This window comes from Agromyces hippuratus (assembly GCF_013410355.1).
GTDB lineage: Bacteria > Actinomycetota > Actinomycetes > Actinomycetales > Microbacteriaceae > Agromyces > Agromyces hippuratus.
This window is the reverse complement of sequence record NZ_JACCFI010000001.1, coordinates 3,405,738-3,421,276: the sequence shown is the minus strand read 5'-3', so window position 1 is coordinate 3,421,276 and position 15,539 is coordinate 3,405,738. Positions and strand designations below refer to the sequence as shown.

Genomic DNA, 15,539 nt, shown 5'->3' with positions numbered 1-15,539 from the left:
GAGCCTAGACGACCTTCTGGCAATTTTTGGCAACCGTTTGTCGTCCGCGTCGACGACCGCCTACCGTCGGCTGGAACCGAGAGGAACACCGTGACGCACGCCACTGCCGACGCGCAGCTCGAGCACTCCCCCGAGCGAGTGCTGCCCGCCGACCCGCGCACGCGCGGCATCGCGCGCGAACTCCTCCACGAGGCCGAAGCACTGCCGATCCTCTCCCCGCACGGCCATGTGCCGGCCGAACTCGTCGAGGCCGATCTCGCCTTCGGCGATCCCGCGACGCTCCTCGTCACCCCCGACCACTACGTCACCCGCCTGCTGCATGCCGATGGCGTGCCCTACGGCGAGCTCGGGCGGGGCGACTCCCCGGCCGATCCCCGTTCGGTGTGGCGCCGGTTCTGCGAGCGGTGGCCGATCTTCGACGGCACGGCGAGCGGCCTGTGGCTGCGCCACGAGCTCGCGACGCTCTTCGACGTCACGGTCGAGCCGTCGGCCGCGAATGCCGACGCGCTGTACGCCCGGCTCTCCAGTCGACTCGCCGAGCCGGCGTTCCGCCCGCGCGCCCTGTTGCGCGGCTTCGGCATCGAGCTGCTCGCGACCACCGACGACCCGCTCGACGACCTCGCCGCCCATGCGGCGCTCGCCGAGCGGGCAGATGTGCCGACGCGGGTCGTGCCGACGTTCCGGCCCGACGCCTACACCTCGGCGGCCCCCGGCTTCACCGACCGTGTCGATCGCCTGACCGCGGCATCCGGCACCGGCGCCGACCATGCCGGGTACCTCGAGGCGCTCCGCACCCAGCGCGCTCGCTTCATCCGCCACGGCGCGTTGTCGGCCGACCACGGCGTGCGGACGGCGCAGACGCTGCGGCTCGACACCGACGAGGCGGCACGGCTCTTCGACCGGGTCCGCCGCGCCGACGCCGTCGAGTCCGACCGAGCGGCCTTCGAGGCCCACATGCTCTACGAATCGGCCCGGATGAGCGTCGAAGACGGCCTCGTCATGACCATCCACCCGGGCGTGCACCGCGATCACCATCCGGCCACACGGCGCGCGTTCGGCCCTGACACCGGTCACGACATCCCGTTCGCCCTCGGCTTCACCCGCGAGTTGCAGCCCCTCCTCGAGGACTTCGGCACGGCCGACGGCTTCCACCTCGTGCTCTACACGATCGACGAGACGACCTATTCGCGGGAACTCGCGCCCCTGGCCGGGTTCTACCCGAGCGTGTACCTCGGATCCCCGTGGTGGTTCCTCGACGCTCCCGACGCGATGCTGCGCTTCCGTCGTGCGACGGTCGAGACCGCCGGGTTCTCGCGCACGGCCGGGTTCGTCGACGACACCCGCGCCCTCTGCTCGATCCCCGCGCGCCACGACGTCGCCCGCCGAATCGATGCGGGCTTCCTGGCGGACCTCGTCGCCGAAGAGCGGATGTCCCTGCCTGCGGCGCGCCGCGCCATCCGAACCCTCACCGACGAGGCCCCGCGGCGGGTGTTCAAGCTGTGAGCGCCCTTCCCCGTCTCGGCCGCGCACCCGGTGCAGTCGTTCCCCCTGTCCGGATCGTCCACCTCGGGCTCGGCGCCTTCCACCGTTCCCACCAGGTGTGGTTCACGGCGAACGCGTCCGACGCCGCCGAGTGGGGCATCGCGGCCTTCACCGTGCGCAGCCCTGACGCGGCGCGACCGCTCGCCGAGCAGGGCGGTCTCTTCACCCTCGTGGAGCGCGGGCCGGACGGCGATCGGGCCACCGTGCTGCCGAACCTCGTCGAGGCGCACGACGGCGCGGACCTGCCTCGGTTCCGCGAGCTCCTCGCGGATCCATCCGTCGCGATCGTCACACTCACCGTGACCGAGCGCGGCTACGGCGTCGGCCCCGACGCCCCGACGCCCGAGGCGTTCCACGCCGACGACGTCGCCCGGCTGACCGCCGGCCGCGACCCGGTGACCCCCCTGGGGCGCCTGTACGACGGGCTGCGGCACCGACATGCCGTCGGCGCCGGCCCGATCACCGTCGTGCCCTGCGACAACCTGCCCGACAACGGTGCGCTCGTCGCGAGACTGCTCCGCGGCATCGCCGACCGCGTCGACCCCGCCTTCCGGGCCGCACTGGAGCAGGACGTGTCGTTCGTCTCGACCTCCGTCGACCGCATCACCCCCCGCACGACGGCGCACGACCTCGAGGCGGCCGGTCGCCTCACCGGGGCGGACGACCATGCCCCGGTCGTCGCCGAGCCGTTCGCCGACTGGGTGCTCGCCGGGCGCTTCCCGGCGGGCCGGCCGAATTGGGAATCGGCGGGGGCGACGTTCACCGACGACGTCGGCCCGTACACGACGCGCAAGCTGTGGCTCCTGAACGGCGCGCACACCATGCTCGCCGCACGCGGGCTGAGCCGGGGGCACGAGACGGTCGCGGCCGCCATGGCCGATCCGGTGGTCGCCGACGACGTCGAGGCGTTCTGGGCCGCGGCCGTGCGCCACCTGCCCGCCGACCTCGAGCCCGACCGATACCTCGCCCGGCTCCGGTCGCGGTTCGCGAACGGGCGCATCGAGCACCGGCTCCGGCAGATCCAGCAGGATGCCCCGCTGAAGATCCGACTCCGGATCCTGCCGGTGCTCGAGGCCGAGCACGCCGAGGGGCGAGCGCTCCCCGCCGCAGACCGCGCCATCGCGGACGCCGCCGCGTTCGAGACATCCAGCACCCATGCACCGGCCGACGGCCCGGACCACGAAAGGACTCCAGCATCATGAAGATCACCGGCGCCGAGGTGCTCGTCTCGAGCCCAGGCCGCAACTTCGTCACCCTGCGCATCACCGTCGAGGACGGCACGACCGGGCTCGGCGATGCCACGCTGAACGGCCGTGAGCTCGCGGTCGCCGCCTACCTGTCGGAGCACCTCGTTCCGCTCCTGATCGGTCGCGACGCCCACGCGATCGAGGACACCTGGCAGTACCTGTACCGCGGCGCGTACTGGCGCCGCGGACCGGTCACGATGACGGCGATCGCCGCCGTGGACACCGCCCTCTGGGACCTCAAGGCCAAGGCGGCCGGCCTCCCGCTCTACCAGCTGCTGGGCGGCCGGAGCCGCGAGGGATGCCTCGTCTACGGGCACGCGAGCGGCGCCGGGCTCCCCCAGCTCTTCGACTCGATCACCGAGCACCTCGAGCAGGGCTATCGGGCCATCCGGATCCAGACCGGGGTGCCGGGCCTCGGCGCGGTCTACGGCGTCGCGGGCGGTGCGGCACCGGGCGGGCCGGGCCGAGACGGCGGCATCCGCTACGACTACGAACCCGCCAAGCGCGGACCGCTCCCGGCCGAGGAGGCGTGGGACACCCGGGCGTACCTGCGCCACATTCCCGGGGTGTTCGAGGCGGTGCGCAACGAGTTCGGCCCTGAGCTGCCGCTCCTGCACGACGCGCATCATCGACTCACTCCCATCCAGGCCGCCAAGCTCGGCAAGTCGCTCGAACCGTACGACCTCTTCTGGCTCGAAGACGTGACGCCCGCCGAGAATCAGTCGGTGCTGCGCCGGGTGCGGGAGCACACCACCACGCCGCTGGCGATCGGCGAGGTGTTCAACACGATCTGGGACTACCGCGAGCTCTTCGAGGAGCAGCTCATCGACTACGTGCGCTCCCCCATCACGCACGCGGGCGGCATCACGGGCCTGCGCCGCATCCTCGACTACGCGTCGGTCTACCAGATCAAGTCGGGCGTGCACGGTCCGACGGATGTCTCGCCCGTCGGACTCGCGGCCGCGATCCACCTCGGCGTCGCGATCCCGAACTTCGGCATCCAGGAGTACATGCGGCACAGCGCGGCCACCGGCGAGGTGTTCCGCAGCGAGATCCGCTTCAGCGACGGGATGCTCGTGCCGGGCACGAGCCCGGGGCTCGGTGTGGACTACGACGACGTCGTCGCTGCGGCACATCCGTACGAGGCGGCGTACCTGCCGGTCAACCGACTGCTCGACGGCTCGATGCACGACTGGTGATCGGATCGTTCTCTAGGATTCAACATGTATCCTAGGCCGCGATGTCCACGAACGCTCCTGCTCCGAAGCCCGTCCACCCGCTCGCGCGCAAGCTCCGCTTCGCCCGCATCCTGAACGTCGTGCTCGGCGCGGTCGCCGCGTTCCTGCTCGTCGTCGTGATCGCGCTGTCGGTGCCGAGCGCCGGTCAGGCTCCCGCGGCCGGGGCGCCGCAGACTCCGTCGGCGGATGCCACGGGCGACGGCTCCGGCTCGGAGATCGCCACCCGCGACCCCGACGACCCGCTCGCGATCGGCGACGTCGACGCCCCCGTGGTGCTCGTCGAGTGGGCCGACTTCCGCTGCCCCTACTGCGCCGTCGTGACCAACGAGACGCTGCCGGTCATCTTCGACGAGTACGTCGAGCAGGGCCTCGTGCGCTACGAGTTCCGCGATGTCGCGTTCTTCGGCGAGGAGTCGATCGACGCCGCCGTCGCGGCCCGTGCCGCGGGCGAGCAGGGCAGGTTCCCCGAGTACCTCGAGGCCGTCTTCGCCGCCGCCCCCGAGAAGGGCCACCCCGACATGCCGCGCGAGAAGCTCATCGGCTTCGCGACCGAGGCCGGGGTGCCCGACCTCGCGAAGTTCGAACAGGACCTCGACCGCGCCGACCTCCGCGACGCGGTGCTCGCGAGCACCGCCGAGGCCCAGAAGCTCGGCGTCACGAGCGTGCCGTTCTTCGTCGCCGGCGACCAGGCGATCGCCGGTGCGCAGCCGATCGAGAACTTCCGCGCCCTCCTCGACGAGCAGCTGGCCGCGGCCGGCGAGTGATCGACCTCGGGCTCGCGGGCGCCCTCGTCGGGGGCGTCCTCACCCTGCTGAGCCCCTGCTCGGTGATGCTGCTGCCGGCGTTCTTCGCCTACGCGTTCACGAGCCCGACCCGGCTGATCGCGCGCACCGGGGTGTTCTACCTCGGCCTCATCACGACCCTCGTGCCGATCGGCGTGCTCGCCGGCACGGTCGGTGCGTTCGTCAGCACGAACCGCACGACCCTCGTGACGGTCGCCGCGATCGTGATCATCGTGCTCGGCGCGGTGCAACTCATCGGCATCCCGCTGCCGGCCTTCACCCGCGGCGGGGCCGCAGAGGGCACCGGCGTGGCATCCGTCTACCTGCTCGGCACCGTCTACGGACTCGCCGGGGTGTGCGCGGGCCCGCTGCTCGGATCGGTGCTGGCGCTCGCCGCGCTCGGCGGGCAGCCGCTGTACGGCGGCGTCGTGCTCGCGGTGTTCGCGCTCGGCATGACCGTGCCCCTCTTCGTGCTCGCCGTCGCGTGGTCGCGATCGCCGCGGCTGCGCGGCCTGCTGCGCCCGCGCACCGTGCGCATCGGGCGATGGACCAACACGTGGACGCAGATCGTCGGCGGCCTCCTCGGCATCGGCATCGGCGTGCTGCTCATCGTCACGGAGGGCACCGCCTCGCTCGGCGGCGTGCTCGGCGCCTCGCAGCAGTTCGCGGTCGAGAGCCGGGTGCTCGAGCTCACCGCGGGCGTGCCCGACCTCGTCTTCGCCGTGATCGCGATCGCCGCGCTGGCCGGCGCCTGGGGCATCCACCGATGGCGCAGCAGAGCGGCACGGCGAGCGGATGCCTCGGCCGCCGTCTCCGCCGAGGCATCCGGGGTCGCCCGCGAAGGCGAACCCTCGTGACCCCCGCGGCGCGCGCGCCTCGCTCGGCGGATGCACCGGGGCCGCGGCAGCGCCATGATGGTGGGATGCCGACCGTCGACAGCGCCGCAGAGCGCGCCCGCACCGCGATCCGCGCCGGGATCCTCGACGGCACCCACCGGCCCGACACCATGCTCAGCGAGAACGAGCTCGCCGCAGAGCTCGGCATGAGCCGCACCCCCGTGCGGGCCGCGCTCACCCGGCTGCAGGACGAGGGCTGGATCACGATCTACCCGAAGCGCGGCGCACTCGTGCGCTCGCTCAGCGACGGGGAGATCGCCGACCTCGCCGACGCGCGGCTGATCCTCGAGGCGGCCGGCGTGCAGCGCGCGACCACGGCGGCCCGTCAGGCGCTCGCCGACCGGCTCGAGCCCGAACTCGTCGCACAGCGCGCCGCCCTCGAGGCCCGCGACCTCGACGGCTTCGTGACGCTGACGATCGCGTTCCACCGCTCGTTCGTCGAGGCCGGCGGCAATCGCACCCTTGCCGAGATCGGCGACCGGCTCACCGCCCGGCAACGGCTGCTGCTGAGCGCCCACCGGGATTCGCTCTTCGAACGCTCCGACCAGGTCATCGACGAGCATCGCGCCCTCATCGAGCGGCTGCGCGCCGACGACCCGGCGGGCTTCGCCGAGGCCCTGCGCACCCACCTCATGGAGACGCACGGACCCGAACTCGGCCCGATCTGACGTCGAATGGCCTGCGGGCGACCGTACGGCTCAGTCGTCGGTGGGCGTCGGCACCGTGAGGCTCGCCCGCTCGTTCAGCAGTTCGGGTACGAATCCCGCCGCCTGCTTGTAGCGGTTCGCGATCTCGGCGCGCTCGGCGTAGGGCACGACGAGGTCGATGTCGCCGAAACCACCGGGCGCACGCTCGTAGGCGAGCTGCATCACCTGCTCCGGCCCCATCGACCGGTTGCTGAGCGTGAGCGCGGTCGTGCGCGGACGACGCTCGGTCTCGTAGGCGCCCAGCGCGTCGACGATCGAGTCGACCGTGCCGAGCTGGAAGGCGAGGGTGCGGGCGTCGATGATCGCCTGCGACGCACCGTTGGAACCGATCGGGTACATGGCGTGCGCGGCGTCGCCGAGCAGCGTCTGCGAACCGAAGGTCCAGCGTTCGACCGGGTCGCGATCCACCATCGGGTACTCGAGGATCTCGTCGGCGGCGGAGATGACGGCCGGAACGTCGAGCCATCCGAAGTCCCAGTCGGCGAAGCGGCCGAGCACCGCGCTCGGGTCTGCGCCTCGGTTCCAGTCGCTCGCACCCGGCTCGGGGTCGTCGGAACGGTACTCGGCGATGAAGTTCACCGTCTGCAGCCCGTCGTCGCCGACCGCCGAGAGCGGGTAGGCGACGAACTTCTGCATCGCGTCGCCGGCCATGATCATGGTGAGCCCGTCGAGGTACGGCCGCACCCGCGCGGTGCCGCGCCAGAGGATCAGGCCGTTCCACACCGGCGCACCCTCGTCGGGGTACTGCTGGCGGCGCAGCGCACTGTGGATGCCGTCGGCGGCGATCACGGCGTCGGCCGTCATCCGGGTGCCGGCATCGGGGCCGCCGACGATGGCGACGCTCGTGCGCGCACCCTCGCTGCGGGCGTCGCCGACCGGGCTGCCGAGGCGGATGGCGTCGGCGCCGAGACGCTCGAGCACGGCGTCGCGCAGCAGGAGCTGCAGGCGACCCCGATGCACGGAGTACTGCGGCCAGTGGTAACCGGCCGCGCGCCCGCGCGGCTCCGACCAGATCTGCTGACCGTGGCGGTTGAAGTACGAGAGGGTGCTCGTGGCCACGCCGAGCTCGGCGAGCTCGTCGCCGAGCCCGAGCTCGGTGAGCTCGCGCACGGCATGCGGCAGCAGGTTGATGCCGACGCCGAGCGGCCGGATCTCGGGCACGGACTCGTACAGTGTCACGTCGTCGATGCCCGCCGCGTGCAGCGAGAGCGCCGTCGTCAGGCCGCCGATGCCGGCGCCCGCGATGAGGACGTTCATGGTTGGTTCTCCAGTTCGATGGTTCGGGGCCGACGGCGTCGCGCTCAGTTCTGCGCGACGGGGTCCTCGAGCTCGCTCGCCTCTGCGGCAACCGCCTCGAGGTTCCACTCCGGGCGCGGCACCGAGTCGATGAGCAGTCGTGTGTAGGGATGCTGCGGGTTGCCGAGCAGCTCGACCGTGCTGCCGCGCTCGACGATCTCGCCGGTCTTCATGACCACGGTCTCGTCGCAGAGTCGGCGCACGACCGCGAGGTCGTGGCTGATGAAGAGCACCGTGAGGCCGCGCTCGCGGCGGATCTCCTCGACGAGCGAGAGCACCTGCGCCTGCACCGACACGTCGAGCGCGCTCGTCGCCTCGTCCATGACGAGCACGTCGGGTTCGATCGCGAGCGCCCGGGCGATCGCGACGCGCTGCCGCTGTCCGCCCGAGAGGGTGCGCGGCCGCGCCTGGGCTTGCACGTCACCGAGTCCGACCTGCTCGAGCAGCTCGATGACGCGATCCCGGGCGTCCGTCGTCGACAGGCGGCGGTGCAGTCGCATGGCGTCCTCGATCGCCTTGCCCGCGGTGATGCGCGGGTCGAGCGACAGGTACGGATCCTGGAAGACCATCTGCACGGAGCGGGCGTGCTCGAGCCGTTCGACCCGCGAGCTCGGCACCGAGGTGCGTTCGCGTCCGGCGATGCGGATGTCGCCGGCATCCGCCTGCTCGAGGCCCACGATCATGCGGGCGAAGGTCGACTTGCCCGAGCCCGATTCGCCGACGACGCCGAGGGCGCCGCCCCGCGGGATCTCGATCGAGGCGTCGATGACCGCGCGCACCGGCTCCTTGCCGCGGCGCACGTACGTCTTCGAGATGCCGCTCGCCGAGAGCATCGGCTCGGTCGAGGTCGCACCGGTTGCCGCAGCCGAATCGGATGCCGCGTCGGCGGTCGCCGGTCGGACGGTCGCGTCCGAGATCGTCGCCGCAGCGGCATCCGTGCCCGAGTCGGCAGCCGGAGTCGTGTCGCGAGCGACGACGATCGTGGGCGTGGCCGCGACGAGTCGCTTGGTGTACGCCGCCTGGGGGTTGCGGAACACCTGGCGGGCGTCGCCCTGCTCCTCGACCCGGCCCGCGCTCATCACGTAGACGCGATCGCAGATCGCGGCGGCGAGGTTCAGGTCGTGGGTGATGAAGAGCATGCCCATGCCGCGGCTCGCACGCTGCTCGGCGAGCACGCCGATGATCTCGGCCTGCGTCGTGACGTCGAGCGCGGTCGTCGGCTCGTCGCAGATGAGCAGTCGCGGCGAGCTCGTGAGCGCGCCGGCGATCATGACGCGCTGCAGCATGCCGCCCGAGAGCTCGTGCGGGTACTGGTTCAGGTGCTCTTCGGGGCGCGGCAGGCGCACCGCCTCCATGAGCGAGATGGCGACGGCCTTCGCGTCGGCCGCGGAGCGACCCTCGCAGAGACGCATCGTCTCGGTGAGGTGGTCGCCGACCGTGCGCATCGGGTTGATGCCGGCTCGCGGATCCTGGAAGATCATCGACGCACGCGTGCGGCGGAGGTCGAGCAGTTCGCTGCGGCTCGCGTCGAGCACCGACTGGTCGAGCAGCTGCACCGAACCGCCCATGGTCGCACGGCTGGGCAGCAGGCCGAGCACCGAGCGGGCCGTGAGCGACTTGCCCGAGCCCGACTCGCCGACGAGGCCGACGGTCTCCCCTTCGGCGACCGTGAGGCTGATGCCGTCGAGCAGTCGCCTGCCGTTCGGCAGGTCGAGCGTGAGCTCGGAGATGTCGAGGAGTGTCATGCGGGGATCTCGCCTCCGATGCGGTCCGAGAGTTCTTCGCCGATCACGTTGACCGCGACGACGACGAGCACGATCGCGACCGCTGGCACGAGTGCGGGAAGGAAGTAGCCGCCGATGAGGCCGGACTGGGCCTCGTTCACCATCGCGCCCCAGTCGGCGGTGGGCGCCTGGACGCCGAGGCCGAGGAACGAGAGGGCGGCGAGCTCGGCGAGCACGTAGCCGAAGTTCAGCGTCGACTGCGCGCCGACGATCGGCATCACGTTGGGCAGCACTCGGCGGAGCGCGATGAACCCGCCGCCGAAACCCTGCACGCGGTATGCCGAGACGTACGGCCGAGAACGCTCGGACGCGATGAGCGAGCGGGTGAGCCGCGCGACGAACGGCGCGTAGGCGATGCTCATCGCCACGACCGGGGCGACGAGGCCCTTGCCGAAGAGCGCCACCGCCATGATCGCGAGGAGCAGCGCCGGGAAGGCGAAGATCACGTCGAAGATGCGACCGAGAACTGAGTCGATCCAGCCGCCGCGCCAGCCGGCGAGGAGGCCGAGCAGGATGCCGACGATCGTCGAGAAGACGACCACGAGCAGCGGCGCGAGGAGCGCGGTGCGCGCGCCGAACATCATGCGGCTCAGGGTGTCGCGGCCGAGTGCGTCGGTGCCGAGCCAGTGCGCCGGGCTCGGCCCCGCCTGGATGTTCAGCAGGTCGACCTGGTTCGGCGGATACGGGGCGAGGAACGACGCGAAGATCGCGGCGAGCGTCACCACGCCGAGGAACACGGCGCTGATGAGGAACGTGGTGCTCGAGCGCCGCACACGCGGGGCGCGGAGCACCTTCATGGCCATGGTGGGGGTGGTCATCGGGCACCAGCTCCTGCGGCGGCTCGGGGGTCGATCCACGGTTCGAGGACGTCGATGATCGCGTTCACCACGACGAACGCCGTGACGATGAGCAGCACGATCGCCTGCACGACCGGGAAGTCGAGACGGTCGACCGATGCGACGAGCAGCGATCCGATGCCGGCGAGGCCGAAGGCCGCCTCGACGATCGAGCTCGCGACGAGGAGGCCGGCCACCAGCACACCGCTGACGGTCAGGATCGGACCGATCGAGTTGCGGAAGACGTGGCGGCGGATCACGGTGCCGCGCTTGAGGCCGCGGCTGGTCGCCACCTCGACGTGCTCACGACCGAGCTGCTCGACCATGGAGGATCGGGTGACCTTGCCGACGAGCACGACGAACACGATCGCGAGCGCGATCGACGGCAGCACGAGGTGGTAGATCGTGTCGAAGAACCCCTCGCCCGATCCGAACGACGGGAACCAGCCGAGCTGCACCGCGAAGATCGCGATCAGCACGATGGAGCCGACGAACGACGGGATGGCGCCGAGCACGGTGAGGCCGATGAGCACGGCGCGGTCGAGCACCTTGCCGCGATTGAGGGAAGCCACGATGCCGGCCGTGAGGCCGACCACCGCGATCATCGTGCCGGCCATGACGACGAGGCCGAGGGTCACCGGCAGGCGATCGCCGATCACCTGCGAGACATCCTGCCGATACTGCAGCGAGCGACCGAAGTCGCCCTGCAGCACGCCGGTGAGCCAGTTCAGGTACTGCTGCCACGGCGGCAGGTCGAGCCCGTACTGGGCGGTGACCTGGGCCACGGCCTCGGGGCTGGGCTTCCGGCCGCGCAGCAGGAAGCTGACGGGGTCGCCGGGCACGAGGAACCGCGAGAAGAACACGAGCAGTGATGCGAGGAAGAGCGTGAGGAGCAGGGCGCCGAGCTTGCCCGCCACCCGGCGGAGCGTGGTCATCGAGAGACCCCCGCTCCGCCGAGGTGGACCAGGCTGCGCCCGTCGGTGCTAGCGTGCGCCAATGGTTGCTGCCCAGGGGTAGTACAGGAAGGCGATCGACGGTGCGACGCCGGTGATGCGCTCACCCATGAACAGGGTCACGGGGGCCTCGAACATCGGCAGCCACGGGAGCTCCTCGTTCGCGATCTGCTGTGCTTCGGCGGTCTTCTCCGAGCGCGCAGCGGGGTCTTCGATCGTGAGCGCCTCGTTGACGACGGCGTCGAACTCGGGGTTGGACCATTCGCCGTAGTTGCTGAACTCGCCGGTGCGCAGCACGCTGTACATCTCGAGCGGGTCGGGGCTCGAGAGGTACCACGAGGTGTAGAACAGGTCGACGCCCTCGCGAGCGGTCGGGTCGGAGAAGAGCGCCGTGTAGGCATTCGGCGTGACGGTCTCGATGTTGACCTTGAGGCCGATCGCCTCGGCCGCCGCTGCGGTGGCCTGCGCGTAGACGTTGAAGTCGCTGCTGATCGGGGCGGTCACGTAGGTGAGCTCCTCGCCGGCCACGCCGGCTTCCTCGACGAGCTTCTTGGCCGCCTCGAGGTCGTACGGGTACTCCTCGATGTCGCCGAACGCACTCGCGATGGCGGCGTCGCTCGCGCCGTCCCAGACCGACTCGGTCGTGAGCACGTCGGTCGTGTTGCCGTAGCCCTTGACCGCCGCGTCGACGATGCCCTGGCGGTCGAGCGCCATGAGCAGCGCCTGGCGCACGCGCACGTCGCCGAGCGGGCCCTCGAGGTCGGAGATGATCAGGTTGTTGACCGCGGTGTTCAGGCCGAAGAGCATGTCGCCCTGGTCGGAGTCGAGCAGCTGGGGCACGGCGTCGGCGGGAATCATCCAGCCGCCGTCGACCTCACCCGACTTCAGCGCGTTGGTGCGGGCGTTGGCGTCGTTCATGAAGATGAACTTCACCTCGGCCGAGCGCGCGGTGAGCTCGGGGTCCCAGTAGCCGTCGTAGCGCTCGAGCGTGATCGACTCGCCCGACTGCCACTCGCCGAAGCTGAACGGGCCGGTGCAGTTCACGCCGCCGGTCGAGTTGCCGTAGTCGGCACCCTTCTCTGCGAGGGTGGCCGCGGACTCGATGACACCGGCGGAGCCGCCCATGCCGAGGTTGAACTGCGAGTCGGGCCCGGTCATGGTGACCGTGACCTGCATGTCGCCGGTCTGCTCGATCGAGGCCACGTTCTGGTAGTTCGAGTACCACGACGAGCCGACGGCCGGGTCGAGGTGGCGGCTCATCGACGCGACGACGTCGGCCGCGGTCAGCGGGGTGCCGTCGTGGAAGGTGACGCCGCTGCGGATCTCGTAGACCCAGGTCTCGGGCGTCGGGTGCGCGAACGACTCGGCGAGGCCGGGCGAGAGGGTCCAGTCGGGGTTCAGGCGCATGAGCGACTCGCAGACGTTGGCGAGCACCATGTTGTCGGCGTAGTCGAACGCGTAGGCGTAGTCGAGCGAGTAGGGCTCGGCGTAGTTCGCCCACGTGAACGAGTCGAGGTCACCCGAGGGGGCGTCGGTCTGAGCGGTGAGCTCCCACTCGGCCGGCTGGGCCTTCTCGGGTTCGGCGCCGGAGCAGCCGGTCAGGACGAGTGCGGCTCCGAGTCCGGCGGCGACGAGCGACGCGACGCGGCGACCGGTGCTCCGGGCGGGCATGACAGGGGACGGGGACATATTTGGCGGCTCCTCTTGGTCAGGCAGTGCGGGTGAAGGCGGACGTGCCCTCGATCCAGGTGGAGGTCACCGTCGCGCGGTGGATCTCCTCCTGGGGGAGGCTGAAGGGGTTCGGTTCGAGCACGACGAGGTTCGCGAGATAGCCCTCGCGGATGTATCCCGTGTCGTGGTCGCGGTGGTTCACGTAGGCGGTGCCGGAGGTGTAGGCCGCCATCGCCGTCTCGAGGTCGAGGCGCTGGTGCTCGCCGCCGAGCGGCTCGTAGTCGAGCCCGGGCGCGATGCGGTTGACGGCGATGTGGATCGCGTCCATCGGGTCGGCGCTCGACACGGGCCAGTCGCTGCCCGCCGCGAGACGCGCGCCGTGTCGCACGAGGTCGCCGAACGGGTACTGGCGGGCCTCCGCGCCGTCCTGCAGGAACGGCAGCGTGAGGTCGTCGATCTGGTCTTCGTGCGTCGCCCAGAGCGCCTGCAGGTTCGCGACCGCGTCGAGCGGGGCGAAGCGCGCGGTCTCCGACTCCTCGACGATCTGCAGGTGCGCGAGGTGGTGCCGGCCGTCGGTGGGGCCGTTGGCCGCGCGTGCCGCCTCGATCGCGTCGAGCGCCTCGCGCACCGCCCGGTCGCCGAGCGCGTGGAAGTGCACCTGCATGCCGGCGGCGTCGAGCTCGGTGACGACCTGCTTCAGGAAGGCGGGGTCGACGAACGAGAGTCCGCTGTTGTCGGTGTCGTGTCCGTGGCTGTCGCGGTAGGGCGTGAGCATCGCCGCCGTCTGGTTCTCGGCGACGCCGTCGACCATGATCTTGGTCGTGCCGAGCGAGTATCGAGCGGTCGTGCCTGCTGCGACGAGCTCGTCGCGACGCGCGATCATCTGCTCCACCTGCTCGATGCCGCCGTCGCGCTCCCACCACTGAGCACCCACGACGTGCACGCGCAGCGTGCCCTCGGCGACCGCGCGGCGGTAGACGTCGTCGACGCTCTCGATGCCCGAGATGCTGCCGATCATGGCGTCCTGCCAGCCGGTGATGCCGAGCGCGAGCAGCTCATCCTGCGCGCGCAGGAGTCCGGCGTAGGCGAAGTCCGCCGCAACTCCGGGCCGCACGTCGTTGAAGAGATGCTCGGCACCCTCGTGGAACGTGCCGGCCGGGAAGCCGTCGGCCTCGCGCTCGATGCGCCCGTCGACGGGGTCGGGGGTCGAGGCGTCGAGACCGGCCAGCGTGATGGCCGCGGTGTTCGCCCAGACGCTGTGGTGGTCGCGGCTCGAGAGCACGACGGGGCGATCGGGCACGACCGCGTCGAGCAACGCGCGCACCGGTGCTCCGCCCGGGTACTGGTCCATCGACCATCCGCCGCCGAGGATCCACGCCTCGTCGGGGTTGGCGTCGGCGTAGGCCTTCACCGCGGCGACGGCCTCTTCGGCGCTCTCCGTCTCGGTGAGGTTGCACATGAGCAACTCGACGCCCGCCCCGATCGGGTGCACGTGCGCGTCTTGGAATCCGGGGCTCAGCAGCGCCCCGTCGAGCTGGACGACCCGCGTTCCCTCGCCGATGAGCGCCTGCGCCTCGGCCTCGGGAACGACCGCCGTGATGCGATCGCCGGTGACGGCCACGACGTGGCCTTGAATCGGTTGGCCGGTTCCGGTGAACACGGCCCCTCCGGTGAACAGCACATCGGCAGCTGACACGTCGCCCTCGCTTCCTCGTCGAACGGGTTGGTGAAGGTGACGTTAGCGACGCTCCAGCGCTGCTGTCAACTGTGTTGACAACATTGTGCCCGCATTCGTTATGCTGACGTTATCCAGCGCGCCTCAGGTCAGTCCGAACCCCGGAGCGTGGCACGATGGACTTCGAACTTCGAGGATGAAGAGGGCGATTTGACAGCGACAGGCTCCACCCGCGGCGGTGCCGCGCGCGCATCGACCGGCCGGGCCCGCCTCGACCGCGAATCGATCGTGGCTGCGGGCCTCGAGCTCGCGGCCACGTCCGCGACGACCACGATCTCGGTGCGCGAGCTCGGCACCCAGCTCGGTGCCGACCCGACGGCGATCTACCGTCACTTCCGCAGCAAGGAGCAGCTCATGGAGGCGCTCCTCGACGAGTTGACCCTCCGCAGCGTCGCCTCCGTCACCGCCGAGAAGTCCGACTGGCGCGGGCGGCTCCGCCAGCTCTCGCGCTCCACGCTGACGCACTACTCCGCCCACCCCGCCATCGGCGCCGAGGCGATCGTGCTCACGACCCACGGCCCCGGCGAACTCGAGGCGATCGAGATCATGCTCGAAGCATTCTCCGAGGCGGGACTCACCGGCGACGACGTCGTACGGCACTACGCGCTGCTCGCCTCGCACGTGCTCTCGAGCGCCGCCGGCATCGCACGCGGACGCGCCGAACGCGGCGACGGCCCCGAACCCGGGCCGTGGTTCGACGGTCCGATCCTCGCCGACCCGCGCAGGTTCCCGCTGATCACGGCCTTCAACAGCGAGCTCGCCGACCTGAGGGACGAAGAACTCTTCCTGCTCGGGGTCGAAGCCGTCATCCAGTCGGCCGAGCTGACCGTGGCGCGCAACGCGGAGTAGCGC

General features: G+C 71.1%; 13 protein-coding genes. 7 read left to right on the top strand and 6 right to left on the bottom strand.

Features of this window, described 5'->3' with window-relative positions; translation table 11 throughout:
- Positions 1 to 90: 90 nt before the first annotated feature.
- From uxaC to BJY17_RS15960, 6 genes are all read left to right on the top strand, one after another.
- Positions 91 to 1,503: a glucuronate isomerase gene (uxaC, locus tag BJY17_RS15985; RefSeq protein WP_179552238.1), complete on the top strand. Its 1,413-nt coding sequence runs from the start codon at positions 91 to 93 to the stop codon at positions 1,501 to 1,503.
- Positions 1,500 to 2,744: a mannitol dehydrogenase family protein gene (locus tag BJY17_RS18990; RefSeq protein WP_179552237.1), complete on the top strand. Its 1,245-nt coding sequence runs from the start codon at positions 1,500 to 1,502 to the stop codon at positions 2,742 to 2,744. The genes uxaC and BJY17_RS18990 overlap by 4 nt, the downstream gene beginning before the upstream one ends.
- Positions 2,741 to 3,988 carry a D-mannonate dehydratase ManD gene (gene manD, locus BJY17_RS15975; protein WP_179552236.1) on the top strand — a complete coding sequence of 416 codons (1,248 nt, stop codon included), beginning with the start codon at positions 2,741 to 2,743 and terminating at the stop codon, positions 3,986 to 3,988. Before BJY17_RS18990 ends, manD begins: the two co-directional genes overlap by 4 nt.
- A 41-nt stretch (positions 3,989 to 4,029) precedes the next feature.
- Positions 4,030 to 4,791, top strand: coding sequence for a DsbA family protein (locus BJY17_RS15970; RefSeq protein WP_179552235.1), 762 nt, complete (start codon positions 4,030 to 4,032; stop codon positions 4,789 to 4,791).
- Positions 4,788 to 5,666, top strand: coding sequence for a cytochrome c biogenesis CcdA family protein (locus BJY17_RS15965; RefSeq protein WP_322789878.1), 879 nt, complete (start codon positions 4,788 to 4,790; stop codon positions 5,664 to 5,666). Before BJY17_RS15970 ends, BJY17_RS15965 begins: the two co-directional genes overlap by 4 nt.
- Positions 5,667 to 5,731: 65 nt before the next feature.
- Positions 5,732 to 6,373 carry a GntR family transcriptional regulator gene (locus tag BJY17_RS15960; RefSeq protein WP_179552234.1) on the top strand — a complete coding sequence of 214 codons (642 nt, stop codon included), beginning with the start codon at positions 5,732 to 5,734 and terminating at the stop codon, positions 6,371 to 6,373.
- Between the two features lie 30 nt (positions 6,374 to 6,403).
- Here BJY17_RS15960 and BJY17_RS15955 read toward each other — a convergent pair whose 3' ends face one another.
- From BJY17_RS15955 to BJY17_RS15930, 6 genes are read right to left on the bottom strand one after another with little or no spacing between them, the layout of a single operon-like run.
- Positions 6,404 to 7,669 carry a flavin-dependent oxidoreductase gene (locus tag BJY17_RS15955; RefSeq protein WP_179552233.1) on the bottom strand — a complete coding sequence of 422 codons (1,266 nt, stop codon included), beginning with the start codon at positions 7,667 to 7,669 and terminating at the stop codon, positions 6,404 to 6,406.
- A 44-nt stretch (positions 7,670 to 7,713) separates the two neighbouring features.
- The gene (locus BJY17_RS15950; protein WP_179552232.1) at positions 7,714 to 9,453 is read right to left on the bottom strand and encodes a dipeptide ABC transporter ATP-binding protein; all 1,740 of its coding nucleotides are present in this window, start codon (positions 9,451 to 9,453) and stop codon (positions 7,714 to 7,716) included.
- A complete protein-coding gene (locus BJY17_RS15945) occupies positions 9,450 to 10,310 on the bottom strand; it encodes an ABC transporter permease (RefSeq protein WP_179552231.1) in 861 nt (286 codons plus the stop codon). The genes BJY17_RS15950 and BJY17_RS15945 overlap by 4 nt, the downstream gene beginning before the upstream one ends.
- A complete protein-coding gene (locus BJY17_RS15940; protein ID WP_179552230.1) occupies positions 10,307 to 11,263 on the bottom strand; it encodes an ABC transporter permease in 957 nt (318 codons plus the stop codon). The genes BJY17_RS15945 and BJY17_RS15940 overlap by 4 nt, the downstream gene beginning before the upstream one ends.
- Before the next feature lie 48 nt (positions 11,264 to 11,311).
- Entirely contained in the window at positions 11,312 to 12,970 is a 1,659-nt protein-coding gene (locus BJY17_RS15935; protein WP_246303747.1) for an ABC transporter substrate-binding protein, read from the bottom strand.
- Between the two features lie 19 nt (positions 12,971 to 12,989).
- Positions 12,990 to 14,648, bottom strand: coding sequence for an amidohydrolase (locus BJY17_RS15930; RefSeq protein WP_179552229.1), 1,659 nt, complete (start codon positions 14,646 to 14,648; stop codon positions 12,990 to 12,992).
- 189 nt (positions 14,649 to 14,837) lie between these two features.
- On the opposite strand from BJY17_RS15930, the gene BJY17_RS15925 reads away from it, so the two are divergent.
- Positions 14,838 to 15,536, top strand: coding sequence for a TetR/AcrR family transcriptional regulator (locus BJY17_RS15925; RefSeq protein WP_179552228.1), 699 nt, complete (start codon positions 14,838 to 14,840; stop codon positions 15,534 to 15,536).
- Positions 15,537 to 15,539: the final 3 nt, after the last annotated feature.